We start from the raw sequence: 21,078 nt of genomic DNA, 5'->3' as shown, positions 1-21,078 counted from the left end.
TATCCGTGCGGGCTTTTCTGGCAGGCTAAGCAAACAATAGGATGTCACCATGCCGAAACGTACAGATATAAAATCTATCCTTATTATCGGTGCCGGACCTATTGTTATCGGTCAGGCATGTGAATTTGACTATTCAGGTACGCAAGCTTGTAAAGCACTGAAAGAGGAAGGCTACCGCATCATCCTCGTCAACTCCAATCCGGCCACCATCATGACCGATCCGGATTTGGCAGATGCGACTTATATCGAGCCGATCACACCGGAAGTTGTGGCAAAAATCATTGCCAAAGAACGCCCCGACGCATTGTTGCCGACGATGGGTGGCCAGACAGCACTCAATACTGCTTTGTCCCTGCGTCGCATGGGTATCCTTGAACGCTATAATGTAGAGATGATTGGTGCCGACGCGCAAGCGATTGATAAAGCTGAAGACCGCGCTCTCTTTCGTGAAGCCATGCAAAAAATTGGTTTGGATACACCAACATCTTTCCTCGCCAATGCGACAGAAGTTAAAGAAGAAGACCGCAAAGCCCACGAAGCCCGCCGCGCAGAACTGCGCGCCAGCTTTTCAGGTGATGAACTTGATCAGGCGCTCGACAAGCTTGAAACCGAATGGCAGCTTGGTGAAAGCGACCGCAAACAGCGCTATATGGGTCACGCTTTATCGAAAGCGGCTCAAGCGCTTGATGTTGTCGGTCTTCCGGCCATTATCCGCCCGAGCTTTACCCTTGGCGGCACTGGCGGCGGTATTGCCTACAACCGTCAGGAGTTCTTCGACATTATTGAAGGCGGCCTTGATGCCTCACCAACTACAGAAGTGCTGATCGAAGAATCCGTTCTCGGCTGGAAAGAATATGAAATGGAAGTTGTGCGCGATAAAGCGGACAACTGCATCATCATCTGCTCGATTGAAAACGTTGATCCGATGGGCGTTCACACCGGTGACAGTATCACAGTGGCACCGGCCTTGACGCTGACCGATAAAGAATACCAAATCATGCGTAATGCATCGATTGCGGTCTTACGTGAAATCGGTGTTGAAACTGGTGGTTCCAACGTTCAGTTTGCGATCAATCCGGCCAATGGCCGTATGATTGTCATTGAAATGAACCCGCGCGTGTCACGTTCATCGGCTCTTGCTTCCAAAGCAACCGGCTTCCCGATTGCGAAAGTCGCAGCCAAACTGGCTGTCGGCTATACACTGGACGAGTTGGACAACGACATTACCGGTGGCGCAACCCCTGCTTCGTTTGAACCAAGCATTGACTATGTTGTCACCAAAATCCCGCGTTTTGCTTTCGAAAAATTCCCGGGCTCATCCCCTATCCTCACCACTGCGATGAAATCGGTTGGTGAAGTGATGGCTATCGGCCGTACTTTTCAGGAGAGTTTGCAAAAAGCTCTGCGCGGCCTTGAAACCGGCCTCACCGGTTTTGACGAAATCTCCATTCCAGGCATTGAAGACGGCGACGAAAAGAACGCCATCCGCGCAGCTATTGGCACACCGACACCGGATCGTCTGCGCCATGTCGCACAATCCATGCGTCTGGGCCTAACCAATGAGCAGATCCATGATGCGAGCAAGATCGACCCTTGGTTCCTCGATCAGATTGCCGAAATCGTTCAGATGGAACAGCGCGTGCGCGAACATGGTGTACCGCAGGATGCTGAAAACCTGCGTATGCTGAAAGCTATGGGCTTCTCCGATGCCCGTTTGGCCAGCCTCACCGGTCAGGATGCAAGCGACATCGCCAAGCTGCGCGCCGAGTTGAAGGTTCATCCGGTTTTCAAACGCATTGATACATGTGCTGCCGAATTCGCGTCTCCAACTGCTTATATGTATTCGACTTATGAAACTCCGTTTGCAGGTAGCACCGCATCGGAAGCTGGCGTTTCGGATCGTAAGAAAGTTGTTATTCTTGGCGGTGGCCCTAACCGTATCGGTCAGGGTATCGAGTTCGACTATTGCTGCTGCCATGCCGCTTTTGCACTGGGTGACGCTGATTATGAAGCCATCATGGTCAACTGTAACCCTGAAACAGTTTCGACCGACTATGACACTTCAGACCGCCTCTATTTCGAGCCGCTGACTGCTGAAGATGTGCTTGAAATCCTGCGTGTTGAGCAGGAAGCCGGCACATTGCACGGCGTTATCGTTCAGTTTGGTGGTCAGACCCCGCTGAAACTGGCTGAAGCGCTTGAAAAAGCCGGCATTCCAATTCTGGGCACATCGCCTGATGCAATTGACCTTGCAGAAGATCGTGACCGCTTCCAGAAGCTGCTGATCAAAAACGATCTCAACCAGCCGAAAAACGGCATTGCCTATTCGGTTGAACAGGCGCGCCTCATTGCCGGTGATCTGGGCTTCCCGTTGGTTGTCCGTCCTTCTTACGTGCTTGGCGGCCGTGCAATGCAGATCATTCAGGACGAACGCGGCCTGCAGTCATACCTGCTCGACACTGTGCCTGAACTGGTACCGGAAGACATCAAGGCTAAATATCCAAACGATAAAACCGGTCAGATCAACACATTGCTGGGCAAAAATCCGCTGTTGTTCGATACCTATCTGGTTGATGCGATCGAGGTGGATGTGGATTGCCTGTGCGATGGCACCGACACTTACGTTTCCGGTATTATGGAGCATATTGAAGAAGCTGGCATTCACTCCGGCGACAGTGCCTGTTCATTGCCGGTTCACACTTTGACACCGGAAATCGTTGCAGAACTGAAGCGTCAGACCGCAGCTCTTGCCAAAGCGCTCAATGTTGTCGGCCTGATGAACGTCCAGTTTGCAATCCAGAAGGGTCAGATCTTCGTTCTCGAAGTCAACCCGCGTGCATCCCGTACCGTTCCGTTTGTGGCTAAAGCCATCGGCACGCCGATTGCCAAGGTTGCAGCCCGCATCATGGCCGGTGAAAGCCTGAAATCAGCGCTTGATTCATATGGCGGCGAGCCGGATATGTCGAAGCGTCCGCATATTGCAGTCAAAGAAGCCGTGTTCCCGTTTGCCCGCTTCCCGGGCGTCGACACGCTTCTCGGACCTGAAATGCGTTCGACCGGTGAAGTGATGGGCCTGGATTACGACTTCGCAGTCGCTTTCGCCAAAGCACAGCTTGGTGCAGGTGTTGATCTTCCGCGTGAAGGTACAGTGTTTGTGTCGGTTCGTGACGAAGACAAAGAGCGCATTCTGCCAGCCGTCAAAAAGCTTGCCGATCTCGGCTTCAGTGTTGTTGCCACTGGCGGCACACAGCGCTTCCTCGCCGAACATGGTGTGAGTGCTGCCAAGGTCAACAAGGTTATCGAAGGTCGTCCGCATATTGAAGATGCAATCCGCAATCGTCAGGTGCATCTGGTCTTCAATACTACGGACAGTGCCAGCGCCGTGTCGGATTCCAAATCAATCCGTCGCGCAACTTTGATGCACAAACTGCCTTACTACACCACTATTTCCGGTGCAGAATCAGCCGCGGAAGCAATCGCGGCATTGAAAGCCGGTTCACTCAAAGTGCGCCCGCTGCAAGATTACTTCACTGCTTGACAGTAACAATAAAAAAGCCGGTGATGACCTCACCGGCTTTTTTAATGGCGATGATGTTATAAAAGGCTCATGGCATTTTCCATGTTCGTTTCCATAAAATCAGCTTAAACTAAAGCCGGTTTTTCTTTAAAATCCTTTATTATTTTGCTGATTTATCAATGATTTTTCATCAATTTATTCGCCTTTGTGCCCGCTTGTGCCTTCTTAAATAATAGCGTATAAGGCATGTATCGATTTTTCGGTCGAGTGACTTTGCGACCCGTGCGGCATGTTCGCGCTTCCTGACGATCTCCAATCCATAATTTCGATCCACGGGACGTGTGAAAACCATACGGACTTGACTCTATACGTTACGCAAAGGAATTTCCCATGGCTACGGGAACTGTAAAGTGGTTTAATACGACCAAGGGCTTCGGCTTCATTCAACCTGATCAGGGCGGTACTGACGTTTTCGTTCATATCTCCGCTGTTCAGCGCGCTGGCCTCAACTCCCTTGATGAAGGTCAGAAGGTTTCTTACGAAATCGTTCAGGATCGTCGTTCAGGCCGCTCTTCGGCTGACAATCTCGTTGCTGCTTAATAAGCAACAAGTGAGTTTCATGAAGAAGGCGGGTTTTTAACCCGCCTTTTTCTTTGCGCCTAACTTTCTTGTACCTATCCGGCACTTGTCCCGCTCTTCAATTTTGTAGAACATTAGTCAGCGCGACGGCTGAGGTGCAATTCTGTCAATTTCACATTCCTCGGCCAGCCGAAATTAAAATGTGACGAAATTTCCGTACCAAAATGCAAAGCTTTTCTTGCGCTTTGTTACCCGATGCGACATAGCAGAATGATAAAATCGCTAAAGCGCGATTTCATAATTTTCATCTGCCACTGAGGAGAATGATTATGGCATTTCTTGCCGACGCCCTTTCCCGTGTTAAGCCATCAGCAACGATTGCTGTCAGCCAAAAAGCCCGCGAGCTGAAGGCTAAAGGCAAGGATGTGATTGGTCTTGGTGCTGGTGAACCTGATTTTGATACGCCAGTGCATATCAAACAGGCCGCCATTGACGCGATCAACCGTGGTGAAACCAAATACACCGCTGTGGCAGGCATTATCGAGCTGCGCAAAGCAATTGTCGGCAAGTTCAAACGCGAAAACGGCCTTGATTATACGCCCGAACAAGTCATCGTCGGCACCGGCGGTAAGCAGATCCTGTTCAATGCATTCATGGCAACGCTCAATCCGGGCGACGAAGTCATTGTCCCTGCCCCTTACTGGGTCAGCTATCCGGAAATGGCAGCGCTGAATGGCGGCACACCTGTTTTCGTCAACACCCGTATGGAAGACAATTTCAAGCTGACTGCTGATGCGCTTGAAAAAGCCATTACCCCAAAGACCAAATGGCTGGTGTTCAACTCACCATCCAACCCAACCGGTGCAGCTTACACGGAAGCCGAGTTGAAAAGCCTGACCGAAGTGCTGGTGCGTCATCCGCATGTATGGATTCTCACCGACGATATGTATGAGCATCTCGTTTATGGCGATTTCAAATTCACCACCCCTGCGCAGGTTGAGCCGTCACTCTATGACCGCACCCTGACCATGAATGGTGTGTCGAAAGCCTATGCGATGACCGGCTGGCGTATTGGTTATGCCGCAGGCCCGCTGGAGCTGATCAAGGCCATGGATATGGTACAAGGTCAGCAGACCTCCGGTGCTTGCTCTGTGGCTCAGTGGGCAGCTGTTGAAGCGCTCAACGGCCCGCAGGACTTTATCTCCCAGAACAAAGCAATCTTCCAGGGTCGCCGTGATCTGGTGGTTTCAATGCTCAATCAGGCCAAAGGCATTACCTGCCCGACACCGGAAGGCGCATTCTACGTTTATCCGTCCTGCGCTGACCTGATCGGTAAAAAAACTGAATCCGGTAAAGTCATTGAAACTGACGAAGATTTCGTCTCTGAATTGCTTGAAGCAGAAGGTGTGGCCGTCGTGCATGGTTCGGCGTTTGGTCTTGGACCAAACTTCCGTATTTCCTATGCAACATCGGAAGACCTGCTTGAAGAAGCCTGCAAGCGCATTCAGCGTTTCTGCGCCAGCCTGCGTTAAGCTCTGCCTGCATTCTAGATAATAAAGGAGCCTGACGGCTCCTTTTTTTGTGGCTACATTCCTCAACACAACTACAAAACAGATCAGAAATTTAGACAAAAAAAAGCCGGACAAAACGTCCGGCTATAAAGTTTTGAAGGAGCGTAAAAGCAATCCTTCAGAGGGGAACACTCATGATGCGCAAATGGGAGGAGAAACGCATCACTGAGATGGCCTTTATATGCACTTATTAGCCGCCAATAACAACAGACCTTATCGCAACCCAGCCATGCATAAATCACATAGCTTTAGTGGAATTTTAAAATACAATAATATCAATGCCTTAATAGATTCACAAAATAAAAAAGGCTTAATCCGTGATTGGGACTAAGCCTTTTGGATAAGAGCCATTGCATCATTCATGCAATCAGTAAGCCCAGTTGCGTGCCTTCGAGAAGAGGAAATCACGAAACACATGCAATTTGGCTGAATTTTTCAATGCTTCCGGATAACAAAAGAATGTATCAAAGGATGGCGTTTCTTCCAGATCAGGCACCATTTGCACCAAACCGGCTTCTTTATCGACCATATAATCGGGCAATACACCAATGCCGATACCACGCTCGACCGCACGACGGATCGATTGCAGATTGTTGACCTGCAATGCCGAAACCCGCTCACTTCCATCGGTGCGGCCGGCAATTTCAAGCCAGTTAAGGCTGGTCAGATAGCTTGGTGCCATCTCACCAAAGGTGATAATACGATGTTCATCCAGTTGCTCCAGCGAGCTCAGCTTACCATATTTGGCAACATAAGCGGCAGAGGCATAAACATGCATATGCACCGTAAATAAACGGCGCTGGATTAAATCAGGCTGCTGGGGCTGGCGCAGACGGATTGCACAATCCGCATGGCGCATGGTCAGATCCAGTTCTTCATTGTCGAGAATAAGCTGCAATTGCACATCAGGATAAAGTTCGATGAATTCCTGAATACGCTCCATCAACCAGCCGGTACCAAGACCAACGGTCGTAGTGACGCGCAACCGCCCGCTTGGCTTTTCTTTACTGTCAGCCAATTTCGAACGGACATTTTCCAGCTTCATCAGCACATCATGTGCCGTGCGATACAAAATCTCACCCTGTTCGGTAAGAATAAGACCGCGCGCATGCCGGTGAAATAACGGCACACCGACATCTTGCTCCAAGGCACTTACTTGCCTTGAAATTGCTGATTGCGACAAATGCAGCGTCTGTGCGGCGTGGGTAAAAGACCCTGCCTCAGCTGCTGCATGGAAAATACGCAATTTATCCCAGTCGAGCGGAGCGACCACGTGTATCCCCTTTTTATTTTATTCGGCTGCTTCGTTGACAGTTTCCTGAGCTGCCAGCCAACGTTCTGCTTCCAAAGCTGCCATACAACCAAGGCCTGCGGCCGTTACTGCCTGACGATAGACATCATCTGCCACATCACCGGCTGCAAACACGCCCTCAACATCGGTTGCGGTTGAATCCGGCGCCGTCCACAAATAGCCATTTGGCTTCTGCTTCAGTTTACCGGCAAATAGCTCCACCGCCGGAGCATGTCCGATCGCAACAAACACACCATGCGTTTCAAGTTCGCTCAGTTCTCCCGTCTGAACATTCTTCAAACGCACACCTGTGACAGTTGCACCAACCGGCGGCTTTGCTTCATTGCCCGTTATTTCATCAACAACACTGTTCCAGATGACTTTCACATTGTCACGCTTCAACAAGCGGTCATGCAGGATTTTTTCGCCACGCAGAAAATCGCGACGGTGAACAAGGGTTACGGATTTGGCGATATGCGAAAGATAAAGCGCTTCTTCAACCGCAGTATTACCGCCACCAACTACAACAACATCACGGCCGCGATAGAAGAAACCGTCACAGGTTGCACAAGCGGATACGCCGCCCCCCATAAAGGTCTGTTCACTTTCCAGACCAAGCCATTTTGCCTGCGCACCGGTCGCGATAATCAGTGCATCGCAAGTGTAAACAGTGCCTGAATCACCGATCAGCTGAAATGGACGCTGATCAATCTTCACTTCCGTGATGAGATCATAAGCAATTTCCGCGCCGACATTTTCGGCCTGCTTTGCCATCTGCTCCATCATCCACGGACCCTGAACCGGATCGGCATAGCCTGGATAATTTTCCACTTCCGTGGTGATCATCAGCTGGCCGCCCTGCTGCATGCCGGTGATGATCAAAGGTTTTAACATGGCACGCGCTGCATAAATGGCCGCCGTATAACCGGCAGGACCAGAGCCAATAATGATAACTGGCGCATGACGCTGTGACATGAAAAATTCCTCTCGGGCATAAATTTAAGGGCAACAATCAGCTATTTGACTGACTTGTCAGAATCATCATTTTCAATGTTGGCAGCTAACTGGCCAGACATTGTGTCCAAGGTAAGTTCCAGCATCACCATTTGCAAGATAAGTGCTCGGCAATGACCTGTTTAGCCACAGCTTGTGGCATAAAAAACATAATGCTTATCGCCATCCGCCGCATTGCAGGAAATTACGACAGCGGCTAAGAAGAACAGCTCATGCTTTTGTCTTATGTCCGGCCACGGAGAAGGTGCCATTTTTCGTTCAGTCAGTAATATTTGTGCGCGCTTCGGGCTGATCATGGCTGTGGCTATGCTACTGCCGGCAGCTATTGACCTGCGCGATAATAATGATGACTGGCTGGTTTTTGTGCGCTCTTCAGCAGCGACTGCCGCTTTTTGCACCATGGTGCTGGCGGCAACACAAGGGCAGCATATCCGCTTTACCCCACGGCTCGGCTTTTTACTCACCACCAGTATCTGGCTGACAGCTGCTTTTTTAGGTTCCGTACCACTTTATTTTTCGCATCTGCCGATTTCTTACGCCACCGCATTTTTTGAAGCAATTTCCGGCGTAACGTCTACTGGTGCAACCGCCCTCACCCAACTTGATGAAATGCAGCGCGGTATTCTGCTTTGGCGCTCATTACTATGCTGGATCGGGGGTATCGGCTTTATCGGTTTGGCACTTTTGATGCTGCCATCTTTGCGCGTTGGTGGCTTGGCACTGTTTCATATGGAAAATTCCGACAAATCGGAAAAAGTGCTGCCGCGCATGAACCAGATCGCGCTCGGTATCGTGCTGGCTTACGGCACCATGACCACTGCCTGCATTATCGCTTATTTTGCTGTAGGCATGAATATGTTTGATGCGGTCAATCACGGCCTCACCACTGTTGCAACAGCAGGTTTTTCCACTCATGACAATTCTCTCGGATTTTATGCCGGCAACAAAGCATTATTGATCGTCTCGACCATCTTTATGGCACTTTCAGCCCTGCCGTTTATTTTCTACATCAAAGCTTTAACACCCCGAAGCAACAACACATTATTCGATCCGCAAGTGAAATTGTTCTTTGCCATTGTCATCAGCTTCAGTTTTGCACTCGCCATAGTTTTACGCGTTGGCCAGAATATTCCCTTTGGCGATGCGCTGATATCGGCATCCTTTCATTTTGTTTCCGTCATCACCACCACCGGCTATGCGACAGAAGATTATTCGCTTTGGGGGCCTCCGGCACTCGGCATTTTCTTTCTTGCATCTTTTTTAGGCGGCTGTGCCGGCTCCACATCGGGCGGCATCAAGATGAACCGCCTGATCATTTTAGTCAGCCTGACCCGTGCCAATCTCGCGCGTCTGATCATGCCGCATGCGGTGATCAAAATGCATTATGGCGATTCAGAAATTACCGGCGACATTGCCCAGGTCGTATTGCTCTATCTATTTCTCTACATTGCTTCACTGGTGATCGGCGCAGTTCTTCTTGCCAGTGTGGGTTTAGATTTTATCACCGCTTTTACCGGCGCATTAACAGCGCTTTCCAATGTCGGCCCCGGCCTTGGCGAAACAATCGGGCCGGTCGGCAACTATTCAACTGTTCGTGACAGCGCATTATGGATCTTAAGTTTCCTGATGCTGGCGGGACGTTTGGAACTGGTAACTGTTTTCATCCTGTTTACAAAGGCCTTTTGGGTCAAGTAAGACAGTATTGCTGCCCTATTTAGGCTATAAATGGCGGGTTTCAAGCTCCTCAACACCCATAATGAATGATTTACATCCGCACGAAATTTTTGCTAAGAGCAATAATGCATTACTGCTCTTGGGAATCACACATTATTATTACAAATTATCGCAACTTCATTGCGTACGGAGTTACTAATGCCTATTAAGGCTGACCTTGACGAGATTGATTGGAAAATTCTTAGAGAGCTGCAAGATAATGGGCGCATCACGAATGTCGAGCTGGCCGAAAGAGTAGGTATCTCTGCTCCGCCTTGCTTACGTCGCGTTCGCAAATTGGAAGAAAGTGGCGTCATTAACGGTTATCGCGCAATTTTGAATGGCGCGACGTTGGGTCAGGATCTGGTTGCTTTCTGTTCGGTTGGCTTGCATCGTCAGTCCGATGCCGATTTAAGAGCCTTTGCCGAAAAGAGCAAATTATGGCCGCTTGTACGGCGTGCATGGATGGTTTCCGGTGAATCGGATTTTCTCTTGCACTGTGTCGCACCTGACCTGAACACCTTCCAGACCTTTGTTATTGAAGAACTCACTTCAACACCTAATGTGGATTCTGTGCGGACCGCACTCACAATCCGCTCGGTTAAAAATGAACCGCTGTTGATTATCTAGAGCGTGTCGCACTTAATCGTATCCACTGTGCTCGCTCTAACGTTTTGTTTTTACGCATGTCTTTATCCCAAAACCGGTGCCCACTTTTGGGAGACATGCTCTAAAAAGCATCATAAAAACAAAAACCCCGGCATCGACCGGGGTATTTTTATATTCGGCATTATCCAAAAGCCCGATCATTGATCAAGCAATCACCAAATATACAGCCCTGACAGATAAGCGCGCAAACAGGTCTCGCGCCAGCTTGAAAAGCACAACGATCTGCATCGCCGCAGCCACATCAATAAAGCATCAGGCTGCGACAGTGCTTAAAAGCAATTGCGCGGCCAAAGCCGACGCACCCGCTTTGGTTCAATTATTCGGTAACTGTAATATTTACAGCTTTAGGGCCTTTGCCACGACGATCAGGTTCAGTTTCGAAAGAAACCTTTTGATTGTCAGTCAGACCTGCCAAGCCTGATGCCTGTACAGCAGAGATATGTACGAAAATATCTGCGCCGCCATCATCAGGTTTGATAAAGCCAAAACCTTTTTCATTATTAAAAAACTTGACCAAACCGGTCTGTGCCATTGGATCCGTTCCTTTTCCTGGCGCTGCGTTCTCATGGGAGAAAACAGAATTATCGACCGCCAAACGCACCACACGCCCGGCGGAGGGTCATGCAGGCAGTTCTCGAAATAAGGGAAGGAGCTGATCATTGCCGGTTGTCCGACTCGGAACTTATAGCGGTTCCGACACGCAATTCTTCCTGTCTTCCATTGTTCGCAAAATGCCCGAACCATTGAAGACTGCGCGAACTAAGGCGATTTGGCAAGCAAATTTTTTGATTTTAAGATCATACGACCTATCATTTAGTATGACTGCATATACAAGATGCAATATAATTACAAAAATTGTCATTTGTTCATGTATATTATTTCTTAATATCAATATTGATAAAAAGCTATTCTCTACTATCAGCTCTAATAAAAAGCTGATGATCGTTTCATCCTGTCAGATATGCATTGACAATGCTGCCACTAACGGTTGCGGGTCACAATACAACCACCACCAGAATCGCGTAATTTATTGCAGATATTGTCTGCTTCCGCACGGCTATCAGCGCCAATACGCACGGCATAAATCCCCCGTCTGCCCATCGCTGAACGCTGTCGGCTGATATGCGGCTCCTTACTGCCAATGATGTTTTTATAGTGTTTGCGCAAACGTCCCCACTGCGCGACAGCAACAGCGCGCTTGAAATTACCTGCAACCTGAATGCCCCATGGTTGTGGCTTTATCCTGGCTTGAGCAATCATGCGGGTCGCAATAATCGGCAGTCTTTTGCAAGCACTCAAAAAATCCAGTTCTTTATCCAAAGGTTGCATCTCTTTGGAAGGCGCGCCAATAAAATCATCCGCATAGGTACCGGTAATATCGAGCACATAACTTTCAGCTTCGAGCGGCAAAAAGCCACCGCGATTAAGCCAGCCACGCACCCGGCCGGAACCCGCATTATAAGCTGCAGCCGCTAAACCCCAATTGCCAAACTCCCGTTTCAAATCCGCCAGCAAAGCGGCAGAGGCCGGGATCGCCTGACTATAGTCAAAAGGATCGGCGAGCCCTCGCTCGCGTGCAGTGGCTGGCATAAATTGCGCAATCCCCTGCGCACCGACAGGACTAACGGCCAAATGATCAAAGCGGCTTTCTTTCCAAATCAAACGCGCAAAAAAACCCGGCGGAAGCTGATGGATTGTGGCAGAATCCTCCAGCAACAAACAAACTTGTTCAATGTCAGGCGCTTTTTCCTGCAGTGTTTGCGTCGTCAATTGCGCATCTGTTTCGGCAAAAGATATCTGCGACCCGAAATAGAAAACAGCACCAAGGAGCAGTCCAGATAACAATTTGTAGGGCTTAACTGTTTGCCGCATTCATCAATGACCCAGCCTGCTATAACGCCAAGACGTTAAATGGTAACAGCTTTCAAGCCTGCCAACTATAAAATTCTAAGTCGGCATTCATACGATTTCTATTGCCAAACCTCATAAGAAAATTCATTCTGAAAATATATCGCATTTTTTCGGTTCTGATAGAAAACTATTTTCAGAGCTGACAAGTCTTGCAGAAAAATCAACGCTTAGTGAAAACTGGAACAAAATATCAAACCAGTTTAGCTAAATAAACATTCAGAGTGTTTACATTATGATAAGTTTCAAAAAACTTGGTCTGATATCTGCATTACTCGTTCTATCCGGCTGCGTCGTTGAAAGTAATAACAGCAACCGTCCTGTTGTAAAACCACATCCAGTACAAACCGCATGCCCTTATATTTACGCACCAGTTTGCGCTCAACGTAATAATGTGCGTAAAACCTTACCAAATCAATGTGTAGCCAATGCTCAAGGGTATAGAGTTATCTCGCAAGGCGAATGTGGCAGCCGCCCTAATAACGGCTGGGGCAACAATCAAATTCAGCCAAACCAACCCCATCGGCCGCGTCCGCCCCAACTTAAACCTACAAAACCATCAAACATGGCCTGCACCAGAGAATTCAAACCTGTTTGCGCCATAAGGGGCAAAGACAAACGCAGTTTCGCTAATGCTTGCGAAGCACAACGCGCCGGTTACCGTTATGCCAAGGCGGGGCAATGCTGAGCATAAAAAACTCTGATGTATAAAAAACGGCCTGTAAAAAACAGGCCGTTTTTTATTGCCAACGCAAATCAAAGATAAGACAAATTAATAAGTTCATTTATGCCAAAAGCTATTGTGACGTTTCCATGTCTGGATTATGACAACCTGACCATAATTCATGACAGTTTCTCTATTTTAATAAAATGAACTTTGACAGGCATAAGAATGATCGAAAAGAAACGTCTCGCCTCTTTTTTCCTGATGGTCTCGCTTCTTTATTCTTTGCGAAAATATTTTGATCTTGGGAATATTGAAACTGTTCTATACTTTATTGGCGCTATCATTATTTCACGCCTGATCCCGTTCAATGACGACAGAAATATCAATAAAAGATATTATCTGTTGTGGAGCTTCATTCCGCTTCTGCTGATGACAGCCTATATGGGCATTTTTCTCATTTTTGGCGATTTTGATTTCGGCGCCGTGCTCTATCACATGGAAATGGGTGTTGATGGCGGCAGGCCAACAGTACAGGGCAACAGAGTTGTCTTCCTTGTGCTGTCTTTTCTCAGCTTTCTCATTCCGATGTTGTTTTTCAAACGCCATGATAAACGTTTCAAAACATTGGATCCGCTTATCGCGGTCATATTGTTGATACTCAATCCGTTTTTCTGGAATGTTTATGATTTCTACTATGGCAGAAAAGACCAGACACTCTTTGAAAATTATGTGCAGCCACCTTTGCAATTTGCGAACGGCGTTAACAAGAAGAACATCATCATTATTTATGCCGAAAGCACAGAGCGTACCTTTGCCGAAATTGAACACGGCGAGGAGATATTCGCCGAATTTTTAGAGTTGGCTGCGACAGGTATAGAAGCACAGGGTTTGCGCCAGGTTACCAATACCGGCTGGACAATGGCCGGTTTCATGACGTCACAATGTGGTGTACCATTGCAACCGCGTGGCCTTTATCGCGGCAATAATTTTTCGCGTCATAAAGATTTCTTCACCGGTATTTACTGTCTGCCGGATATTTTAAGCGCCAATGGTTATCATACCGAATATATGAATGGCGGCGGTCGCAACTTTGCCGGTCTTGGCGCTTATCTGGACGATCACCATTTCAACCGCACAACCCATTTTGATAATTATGAAAAGCTCGCAGGCGACTATACCAGCTATTGGGGTCTTTATGATGACACATTGCTGGATCTTGCAGAAAAACGCATCGAAGAATTGCATCAGGAAGAACAACCTTTTGCATTTTTCATGGCGACCATTGGGGGCCATGCTTCAAGCGGTTTTCCAACCCGCACCTGTAAGAAAAATATAGAGCAAGGCAATTTAAGCGGCATGCAATTTGCCATTAAATGCTCCGGCTATCACATCCAGAAAACCATCGAGACACTGCGCGCCAAAGGCTTGCTCGAAAACACCATCGTTGTGGTACATAATGATCATCTGATCATGGATAATCCGCATTCTGATGAGCTTAATCAATTCAACCGTATGGACTACTTTACTGTTGTAGGTGACGGTATCGAACCGCGCGTCATCAAGCGTGAAGCTGCAATGTTTGATCTTTTCCCGACCATTCTTGAACTGTTAGGTATGAACCTGCCCGATGGCCGTGCCGGTGTCGGTCGCTCTTTGTTCAATGGCAACAAAAATATGATGGAAGAACTCGGGCCGGACAAACTCAATGAAGTGATCCGGAAAGATCGTTCCTTGCGCCAAAAAATGTGGAATGAGAAACGGCCTGAGCTTTAAAATGAGCTTTAAAAAATGAAAAGTAAAAAGGAGGGCAATGCCCTCCTTTTTTAATGCCGCAAACTGAACAACTTTAACGACCCGGCCTGCCAGTTTTACCCGGACGACGTTTTTTACGTGCCATTTCGCCCGCATCTTCATAAGAGCCTATACCAATGCGGCCACGTTTGATAAATTCTCCGTCATCAACCGGTACTGCACCCGTATGACGCGGTTTGGCAGTGTCGGTGCCCGGCCCCATATCATCAAGTGACGGCTTTTGGAACAAACTCTTTTCAGGCACATCATCAACGGTGCGGTGTAGTTTGCGCCCGGCATTGTGGCGTCCTTTGGTGCGCCCCGTCACCGGACTTTCCAGCTCCACTTCACGCGCCATCGGATCATCTGAAATCGCCAGTTCGGTCTCGCGCAGGCGTTTCAACTCATCACGCAGGCGCGCCGCTGTTTCAAAGTCAAGATCAGACGCCGCCGTCCGCATTTCTTTTTCCAAATGCTCCATATGCGCTGCCAGATTGTTGCCGACCAAAGCTCCTTCTTCGGCAAAGCCGGAAAGATTGGCACGTACGTGATCCTGCTCGTAAACGGAATTGAGAATATCAGTGATATTCTTACGCACACTGGCCGGTGTGATGCCGTTGGCTTCGTTATAAGCCACCTGCTTGGCACGACGGCGCGTCGTTTCTTCCATCGCGCGGCTCATCGAGCCGGTGATCTTGTCCGCATAAAGAATGACCTTGCCGTCAACGTTACGCGCCGCACGGCCGATGGTCTGGACAAGCGATGTTTCAGAACGCAGGAAGCCTTCCTTGTCGGCATCCAGAATAGCCACAAAGCCACATTCGGGAATGTCGAGACCTTCACGCAGCAAGTTGATACCGATCAGCACATCGAAAGCACCAAGACGTAAGTCACGAATGATCTCGATACGTTCAAGCGTATCAATATCGGAGTGCATATAGCGAACGCGCACACCCTGCTCATGCAGATATTCGGTCAGATCTTCAGCCATACGCTTGGTGAGTACTGTCACCAATGTACGGTAGCCTTGCTTGGCGGTTGCGCGAATTTCGCCCAGTACATCGTCAACCTGACTTTTTGCCGGACGCACTTCCACTGGCGGATCAATCAGACCGGTCGGACGAATGACCTGCTCGGCGAAAACACCGCCCGCCTCCTCCATTTCCCATTTACCAGGCGTTGCCGAAACAGCCACAGTTTGCGGGCGCATTGCATCCCATTCTTCAAACCGTAACGGGCGGTTATCCAAACAAGATGGCAGCCGGAAACCATATTCTGCCAATGTCGCTTTACGTCTGAAGTCACCTCGATACATGCCGCCGATTTGCGGAATGGTCACATGGCTTTCATCAATAAAGACAAGCGCATTATCCGGAATATATTCAAACAAAGTCGGAGGCGGCTCTCCTGGTTTGCGACCCGTCAAATAACGGGAATAGTTTTCAATCCCCGCACAAACGCCGGTTGCTTCCAGCATTTCCAGATCAAAAGTGGTGCGCTGCTCCAAGCGCTGCGCTTCCAGCAATCGCCCTGCTCTCGTCAGTTCTTCCAAACGATCATGCAGTTCTGATTTGATCGATTTAATCGCCTGATTAAGTGTTGGCCGCGGCGTTACATAGTGCGAATTTGCGTAAATTTTGACCGATTGCAGGTCGCCGGTTTTTTGCCCGGTCAGCGGGTCAAATTCGGTAATGGTTTCAATCTCGTCGCCGAACATCGAAATACGCCAAGCGCTGTCTTCCAAGTGGGCAGGAAAAATTTCAATCGTATCGCCGCGCACACGAAAAGAACCACGGACAAAATTGATATCCTGCCGTTTATATTGCTGGGCGACCAGATCGGCAAGCAATTGGCGTTGATCCAGCCTATCACCAATCTTCATCTCGAAAGTCATTGCGGTATAGGTTTCAACCGAGCCGATACCGTAAATACAAGAAACCGACGCAACGATAATACAGTCATCGCGTTCCAGCAGCGAACGGGTCGCCGCATGGCGCATCCGGTCGATCTGCTCGTTGATCGATGATTCCTTTTCAATAAATGTATCAGAGCGCGGCACATAGGCTTCCGGCTGATAATAATCATAATAGGATACGAAATATTCGACCGCATTATTCGGGAAGAAGCTTTTGAACTCACCATAAAGCTGGGCAGCCAATGTCTTGTTCGGCGCTAAAATGAGTGCCGGCCGCTGCGTTTCTTGAATAACCTGCGCCATGGTGAAAGTTTTACCCGAACCCGTCACACCAAGCAGCACCTGCGTGCGATCACCATCCTGCAAGCCTGCAACCAAATCTTTGATCGCTGTCGGCTGATCACCGGAAGGAGTAAATTCGGTCTCCAGCTTGATCGCCAGACCACCTTCAGACTTCGCAGGTCTGACAGGTCGGTGTGGTGTCCATAATTCACCGTTTTTAAACAACGGGTTACCGGACTCAATCAAGTCAGACAATGCCTGCACGGTTGCGGTGGCACCTGAAGTTGCGATCTTATCGGCATCTTCCAGTGCCACATCAAGCCCAGAAACCGGATTGAGCCCCGCAGCCGCACGCTCTTTGGCTGTTGCGGCCGTACCGATTGAGGTCCCGCGCGATGTCCGCGCTGAATTAATCTTGGTATTATCGGCCTTCTTCGCCGGCTTTTTAGTCGCTTTCTTCACAGGCTTTGCAACCGCATCCTGCTCGGCTGCATCACTGATTTCCTTTACCCAATCAGAAATCGACGCGCTGAATGGCGCACCTGACAATGATGGCTGCGGTGCTTCGGCAAAACCTGAAACACTGTTTTCAGTGTCCTGTTCAGGAAACGGTGGCTTGTCTTTTGAAGAGGTCATGATGCTAATATGGCGATCTCGCTGAGGAAAGAAAAGAGCATGACGCGAAATTGCCCCATGCCCTTAGCCTATATAGTACATTACCAGAACATCCGGATCAAACCAAGCAAAAATCAGTTGGAGCGATGCGGGCGCGGACGAGCGTGATTACCATGCGGACGCCCCGGTTTTTGCCAATGCGGGCGGTTTGGTCTGTTTGGCCTGTCCCAGTTCGGACGCCCGGGACGATTATGATTCCAATTCGGACGATTTGGACGATGCGGACGGTTCCAATTCGGACGATCATAATAACGATCACGGTAATAACGGTCATTACGACTATTGATCGCCGAACCAATGACTACACCTGCAATCAGCGGAATTCCGATCGCTGCTGCATTATTGGAAAAATTATTCGACTGGTAATTGCCCGATGAGCCAACACGTGTTGCCAAATAACGCGATGACGCCCAACCATGCAACCCGCCATAACGCACCTGACACCAGCCATAACCACTGGTACAGCCGTTAACATCCACGCGTGCGCCATTGGGGATCGCACCCAATGTCCGGTATTTAGTACCCGGTCCGGTACGTACATTTAAATCAGCCGTAACAATTGCATTGGCTGCCTGCGCAGCACCTGCTGCAAGTAGACCAACTGCAAGAAAAGCAGTTCTTAATAGAGTTTTCATGGGGCAGCTCCTGTTCAAGCTATAAATGGATAACGCATGAAAGGGCTTCTCCGTTCCCTCGTCATCAGCACTTTATCATATGAGATAAAAATAGAAGTGGGAATTGTCTTCATTAAGGCTTAAATCCATCACCACATGATTTAATTATCCGGAGTGCAAAATGACTGAAACTGCCACCCCAAAAGGCATATTGACCATAAGAACTCAGGCCATGCCGTGCGATGCAAATGCTGCTGGCGATATTTTCGGCGGTTGGGTTATGGCACAAATGGACTTGGCTTGCGGTATTCGTGCAGCAGAACGTGCAGGCGGACGTGTTGTTACCGCAGCAGTGCGCGAAATGTCTTTTGCCAAACCCGTCAAGGTTGGTGACACTTTGTGCATCTATACAGACATCGTTAAAGTCGGACGCACATCGGTTACGCTCAAGGTTGAAACATGGGCACAACGTTATTTGTCACAGCAGATGGATCTGGTTACACATGGCGAATTTGTCATGGTGGCATTGGATAGTGATGGCAAACCGACACCTGTCGGCGATGACCCTGCAAACGCCTGAGCCATACAGATAAAGCACTATTTACAAGAATTATGGGTCTGGCAGCGCGATAGTCTGAGACTTTCAATATCCTGCTCTTCTGCCAGACCCAGAATATCCGGCTCAGCGGTTGCTGCTGCATGACGAAATGGCGCGGCTTCATTCACACGCACGGTTTCTTTAGGCATCACGCGCAACGGATCACCGGCTCTGTTGTGCTGTGTGCAACCTGCCACCAGCAAAACTGACATCACTGCAAAACATATCCATACCGGTCTCATCAGACCTGACGTTTCTTCGGGATAAACTGAAATGGCGTTTCTCACCTCTCCTGCAATCCTTCCCATTGTTCTGCTTGTCATATCCAATGTTTTTATGACCACCGCGTGGTACGGTCACTTAAAATTTCCGCAAGCCTCGCTCATTACAGTTATTTTCGTCAGTTGGGGTATCGCGCTGGCAGAATATAGTCTGGCAGTACCAGCCAACCGGATCGGATCGACTGTTTACACAACCGCTCAACTGAAAACAATTCAGGAAGTGATCACACTCATTATCTTCGCCCTGTTTTCAGTGTTCTATCTGAAAGAAGCTTTCAGCTGGAACTATCTGATCGGCTTTGCACTGATTGCACTCGGCGCATCCTTCATCTTCAAGGCGTGAGGGTGATCGGACGTCTTCGTGCAACCAGCATCGGTATAATTTCAACGGCCAGCATTGAGATGAAAATCAATGCGCAACCGACGAGCCCCGCAAAAGACAGACGTTCACTCAGGAAAATCGCACCAAACAATGCGGCAAAAAGTGCCTCGGAGGAGAGAAAAATCGCAGCCTGTGGCGGCGTGGTATAACGCTGCCCAATGGCCTGCAAGGTGAAGGCGACACCGGATGAAAACACACCGGTAAACAGCAATTGCTTCCATGTGGCACCAACAGCCGACCAATCCACCTCGCCTAGTGCAAAAGCAAAAATAAAGCCGACGACGCCGCAAGTTGCAAATTGCACCACGCTTAAGGTAATCGGGCGTCCGGTACGGTTCGCCTGCCCAATCAGCAGCACCTGCAGCGCCCAGAAAAACGCACCGAACATCACCAGCCAATCACCTTGCTTCAATGCGCTTAACTCGCCACCCGACAAAAGATAAATACCAGCCAATGCCGCTAAAGAACATGGCCAGATAATACCATGCGGCCATGCGCGAAAAATCAGCACGCCCAGAACCGGCACCAAAATCAAATAAAGGCCGGTCAGGAAACCGGCATTGGTGACTGATGTTGTCTGCAAACCAATTTGCTGGGCGGCAAGTCCGATAAATAACACAAGCCCAATGGCCGCAAAGAAAAAATAGTCACGACGGCTAAGACGTTTTCTGGCCCTTTTTCCTTCCGCCATTGCCATCGGCAGAATACTGAAGCTCGCAATAACAGAACGTACCGCAATAAACATAAACGGTCCGATACTTGCCATGGCGGTGGACTGGGCAACAAACCCCATTCCCCAAATCATACCGGCGAGCAAAAGAAGGAAATTGGCCTGAAGGCGTGACATTTTAAAACCTGCAAGAGCTGGAAAGACCTGAATAGCAACTCTATTCACTGCCATCAGCTATAGCCATAGTTCAACCAATTCAGCAAGTCTTGGTAGATATAATCACCTGTTCACTCTTGCTGAAGTTGCAGTATATATAACTGCAATCAACAAAAAAGCCGCTCTTTTGAGCGGCTTTCTTCACGTGCAAGCAACAAGCTTATTCACTTAATCCGAATAGCAGTTCGCCTGATCAATCTTCAGCCAACCGTCAATCAAGAATTATGGGCGAACAGCGGTCACTTCGATTTCAACCAACCATGCCGGGCTTGCAAGTGCTGCAACCTGCATAACTGAACGTGATGGCAGGTTAGGCTGCGCTTCGGTACCGAAGAACTGGGTATAACCTTCCATGAAACCAGCAAAGTCCATCTTGCCGTCCTTTTCCGGATCGCCAACAAGGAAAACCTGCATTTTGACAACATCGCTCATTTTCAGATCAAGCGAAGCCAATGATTTTTCAATTGACTTGAAAACAGTTTCGGTTTGCGATTTTGTATCGCCATAAGCAGCAATAGTGTTCTTGTCTGCTTTTTCATCGACAACAGTCGGAACGGCACCGCTCAGGTAAACGGTCGTCTTTCCAGCCGGTACTTCTACTGCCTGAGCAATCGGGAAATTTGAACCCGGTGTCTTATGACGAATAACATCTTGAGCAAAAGCCTGACCTGAAAGCATAACGCCTAAAGCGCAAACTGCAGCAGCTGTCAAATTCTTCATGGATA

The 21,078-nt window shown here is 48.8% G+C and carries 18 protein-coding genes; 9 read left to right on the top strand and 9 right to left on the bottom strand.

Going from position 1 to position 21,078, the window contains the following annotated elements:
* The first annotated feature begins 49 nt into the window (after positions 1 to 49).
* From carB to JNC77_RS09005, 3 genes are all read left to right on the top strand, one after another.
* Positions 50 to 3,538 carry a carbamoyl-phosphate synthase large subunit gene (gene carB, locus JNC77_RS09015; protein ID WP_374831648.1) on the top strand — a complete coding sequence of 1,163 codons (3,489 nt, stop codon included), beginning with the start codon at positions 50 to 52 and terminating at the stop codon, positions 3,536 to 3,538.
* Positions 3,539 to 3,907: 369 nt separating this feature from the next.
* Complete coding sequence (locus JNC77_RS09010) at positions 3,908 to 4,117, top strand: cold-shock protein (protein WP_374831646.1); 210 nt, start codon at positions 3,908 to 3,910, stop codon at positions 4,115 to 4,117.
* Between the two features lie 308 nt (positions 4,118 to 4,425).
* Entirely contained in the window at positions 4,426 to 5,628 is a 1,203-nt protein-coding gene (locus JNC77_RS09005; RefSeq protein WP_374831644.1) for a pyridoxal phosphate-dependent aminotransferase, read from the top strand.
* Between the two features lie 406 nt (positions 5,629 to 6,034).
* On the opposite strand, the gene JNC77_RS09000 is transcribed toward JNC77_RS09005, so the two are convergent.
* Both JNC77_RS09000 and trxB read right to left on the bottom strand, forming a co-directional pair.
* Positions 6,035 to 6,940, bottom strand: coding sequence for a LysR family transcriptional regulator (locus JNC77_RS09000; RefSeq protein WP_374831642.1), 906 nt, complete (start codon positions 6,938 to 6,940; stop codon positions 6,035 to 6,037).
* A gap of 18 nt (positions 6,941 to 6,958) precedes the next feature.
* Positions 6,959 to 7,933 (bottom strand): thioredoxin-disulfide reductase, encoded by a 975-nt coding sequence (gene trxB, locus JNC77_RS08995; protein ID WP_374831640.1) that lies wholly within the window; start codon positions 7,931 to 7,933, stop codon positions 6,959 to 6,961.
* Between the two features lie 333 nt (positions 7,934 to 8,266).
* On the opposite strand from trxB, the gene JNC77_RS08990 reads away from it, so the two are divergent.
* Entirely contained in the window at positions 8,267 to 9,667 is a 1,401-nt protein-coding gene (locus JNC77_RS08990) for a TrkH family potassium uptake protein (protein ID WP_374831855.1), read from the top strand.
* A gap of 177 nt (positions 9,668 to 9,844) precedes the next feature.
* The gene (locus tag JNC77_RS08985; protein ID WP_374831638.1) at positions 9,845 to 10,315 is read left to right on the top strand and encodes an Lrp/AsnC family transcriptional regulator; all 471 of its coding nucleotides are present in this window, start codon (positions 9,845 to 9,847) and stop codon (positions 10,313 to 10,315) included.
* Positions 10,316 to 10,670: 355 nt separating this feature from the next.
* Here the strand turns inward: JNC77_RS08985 and JNC77_RS08980 are convergent, their stop codons facing one another.
* Complete coding sequence (locus JNC77_RS08980) at positions 10,671 to 10,886, bottom strand: cold-shock protein (RefSeq protein WP_374831636.1); 216 nt, start codon at positions 10,884 to 10,886, stop codon at positions 10,671 to 10,673.
* Between the two features lie 449 nt (positions 10,887 to 11,335).
* Positions 11,336 to 12,226, bottom strand: a complete 891-nt coding sequence (locus JNC77_RS08975) for a transglycosylase SLT domain-containing protein (protein ID WP_374831634.1) — start codon at positions 12,224 to 12,226, stop codon at positions 11,336 to 11,338.
* Between the two features lie 271 nt (positions 12,227 to 12,497).
* Between JNC77_RS08975 and JNC77_RS08970 the strand changes: the two genes are divergently transcribed.
* Together JNC77_RS08970 and JNC77_RS08965 are read left to right on the top strand one after the other, a co-directional pair.
* Entirely contained in the window at positions 12,498 to 12,950 is a 453-nt protein-coding gene (locus JNC77_RS08970; protein ID WP_374831632.1) for a Kazal-type serine protease inhibitor domain-containing protein, read from the top strand.
* A 204-nt stretch (positions 12,951 to 13,154) separates the two neighbouring features.
* Positions 13,155 to 14,702 (top strand): sulfatase-like hydrolase/transferase, encoded by a 1,548-nt coding sequence (locus JNC77_RS08965; RefSeq protein WP_374831630.1) that lies wholly within the window; start codon positions 13,155 to 13,157, stop codon positions 14,700 to 14,702.
* A 73-nt stretch (positions 14,703 to 14,775) separates the two neighbouring features.
* On the opposite strand, the gene uvrB is transcribed toward JNC77_RS08965, so the two are convergent.
* The gene (uvrB, locus tag JNC77_RS08960) at positions 14,776 to 17,553 is read right to left on the bottom strand and encodes an excinuclease ABC subunit UvrB (RefSeq protein ID WP_374831628.1); all 2,778 of its coding nucleotides are present in this window, start codon (positions 17,551 to 17,553) and stop codon (positions 14,776 to 14,778) included.
* A gap of 113 nt (positions 17,554 to 17,666) precedes the next feature.
* Positions 17,667 to 18,227: an SH3 domain-containing protein gene (locus JNC77_RS08955; RefSeq protein ID WP_374831626.1), complete on the bottom strand. Its 561-nt coding sequence runs from the start codon at positions 18,225 to 18,227 to the stop codon at positions 17,667 to 17,669.
* A 160-nt stretch (positions 18,228 to 18,387) separates the two neighbouring features.
* On the opposite strand from JNC77_RS08955, the gene JNC77_RS08950 reads away from it, so the two are divergent.
* Positions 18,388 to 18,786 carry an acyl-CoA thioesterase gene (locus tag JNC77_RS08950; RefSeq protein ID WP_374831624.1) on the top strand — a complete coding sequence of 133 codons (399 nt, stop codon included), beginning with the start codon at positions 18,388 to 18,390 and terminating at the stop codon, positions 18,784 to 18,786.
* Positions 18,787 to 18,803: 17 nt separating this feature from the next.
* Here the strand turns inward: JNC77_RS08950 and JNC77_RS08945 are convergent, their stop codons facing one another.
* Positions 18,804 to 19,016: a hypothetical protein gene (locus JNC77_RS08945; protein ID WP_374831622.1), complete on the bottom strand. Its 213-nt coding sequence runs from the start codon at positions 19,014 to 19,016 to the stop codon at positions 18,804 to 18,806.
* 61 nt (positions 19,017 to 19,077) lie between these two features.
* Here JNC77_RS08945 and JNC77_RS08940 point away from each other — a divergent pair, with 61 nt between their 5' ends.
* Positions 19,078 to 19,428 carry a DMT family protein gene (locus tag JNC77_RS08940; RefSeq protein ID WP_374831620.1) on the top strand — a complete coding sequence of 117 codons (351 nt, stop codon included), beginning with the start codon at positions 19,078 to 19,080 and terminating at the stop codon, positions 19,426 to 19,428.
* Here JNC77_RS08940 and JNC77_RS08935 read toward each other — a convergent pair.
* Positions 19,418 to 20,314, bottom strand: a complete 897-nt coding sequence (locus JNC77_RS08935) for a DMT family transporter (RefSeq protein WP_374831853.1) — start codon at positions 20,312 to 20,314, stop codon at positions 19,418 to 19,420. The genes JNC77_RS08940 and JNC77_RS08935 overlap by 11 nt on opposite strands.
* A 261-nt stretch (positions 20,315 to 20,575) precedes the next feature.
* The gene (locus JNC77_RS08930; protein ID WP_374831618.1) at positions 20,576 to 21,073 is read right to left on the bottom strand and encodes a RidA family protein; all 498 of its coding nucleotides are present in this window, start codon (positions 21,071 to 21,073) and stop codon (positions 20,576 to 20,578) included.
* Positions 21,074 to 21,078: the final 5 nt, after the last annotated feature.

Source organism: Paenochrobactrum pullorum, from assembly GCF_041929845.1.
Classification (GTDB): Bacteria; Pseudomonadota; Alphaproteobacteria; order Rhizobiales; family Rhizobiaceae; genus Paenochrobactrum; species Paenochrobactrum pullorum.
The sequence above is the reverse complement of the archived record's forward strand: the minus strand, read 5'-3'. Positions and strand labels throughout refer to the sequence as shown.

Bases quoted from the DNA above. Each gene is read 5' to 3' on its own strand.
- JNC77_RS08930 (WP_374831618.1), bottom strand. From the start codon at position 21,073: ATGAAGAATTTGACAGCTGCTGCAGTTTGCGCTTTAGGCGTTATGCTT.
- JNC77_RS08940 (WP_374831620.1), top strand. From the start codon at position 19,078: ATGGCGTTTCTCACCTCTCCTGCAATCCTTCCCATTGTTCTGCTTGTC.
- JNC77_RS08935 (WP_374831853.1), bottom strand. From the start codon at position 20,314: ATGTCACGCCTTCAGGCCAATTTCCTTCTTTTGCTCGCCGGTATGATT.
- carB (WP_374831648.1), top strand. From the start codon at position 50: ATGCCGAAACGTACAGATATAAAATCTATCCTTATTATCGGTGCCGGA.
- JNC77_RS08985 (WP_374831638.1), top strand. From the start codon at position 9,845: ATGCCTATTAAGGCTGACCTTGACGAGATTGATTGGAAAATTCTTAGA.
- JNC77_RS08955 (WP_374831626.1), bottom strand. From the start codon at position 18,227: ATGAAAACTCTATTAAGAACTGCTTTTCTTGCAGTTGGTCTACTTGCA.
- JNC77_RS08970 (WP_374831632.1), top strand. From the start codon at position 12,498: ATGATAAGTTTCAAAAAACTTGGTCTGATATCTGCATTACTCGTTCTA.
- JNC77_RS08950 (WP_374831624.1), top strand. From the start codon at position 18,388: ATGACTGAAACTGCCACCCCAAAAGGCATATTGACCATAAGAACTCAG.
- JNC77_RS08975 (WP_374831634.1), bottom strand. From the start codon at position 12,226: ATGCGGCAAACAGTTAAGCCCTACAAATTGTTATCTGGACTGCTCCTT.
- JNC77_RS08965 (WP_374831630.1), top strand. From the start codon at position 13,155: ATGATCGAAAAGAAACGTCTCGCCTCTTTTTTCCTGATGGTCTCGCTT.
- JNC77_RS08980 (WP_374831636.1), bottom strand. From the start codon at position 10,886: ATGGCACAGACCGGTTTGGTCAAGTTTTTTAATAATGAAAAAGGTTTT.
- JNC77_RS09010 (WP_374831646.1), top strand. From the start codon at position 3,908: ATGGCTACGGGAACTGTAAAGTGGTTTAATACGACCAAGGGCTTCGGC.
- JNC77_RS08945 (WP_374831622.1), bottom strand. From the start codon at position 19,016: ATGTCAGTTTTGCTGGTGGCAGGTTGCACACAGCACAACAGAGCCGGT.
- trxB (WP_374831640.1), bottom strand. From the start codon at position 7,933: ATGTCACAGCGTCATGCGCCAGTTATCATTATTGGCTCTGGTCCTGCC.
- uvrB (WP_374831628.1), bottom strand. From the start codon at position 17,553: ATGACCTCTTCAAAAGACAAGCCACCGTTTCCTGAACAGGACACTGAA.
- JNC77_RS09005 (WP_374831644.1), top strand. From the start codon at position 4,426: ATGGCATTTCTTGCCGACGCCCTTTCCCGTGTTAAGCCATCAGCAACG.
- JNC77_RS08990 (WP_374831855.1), top strand. From the start codon at position 8,267: ATGGCTGTGGCTATGCTACTGCCGGCAGCTATTGACCTGCGCGATAAT.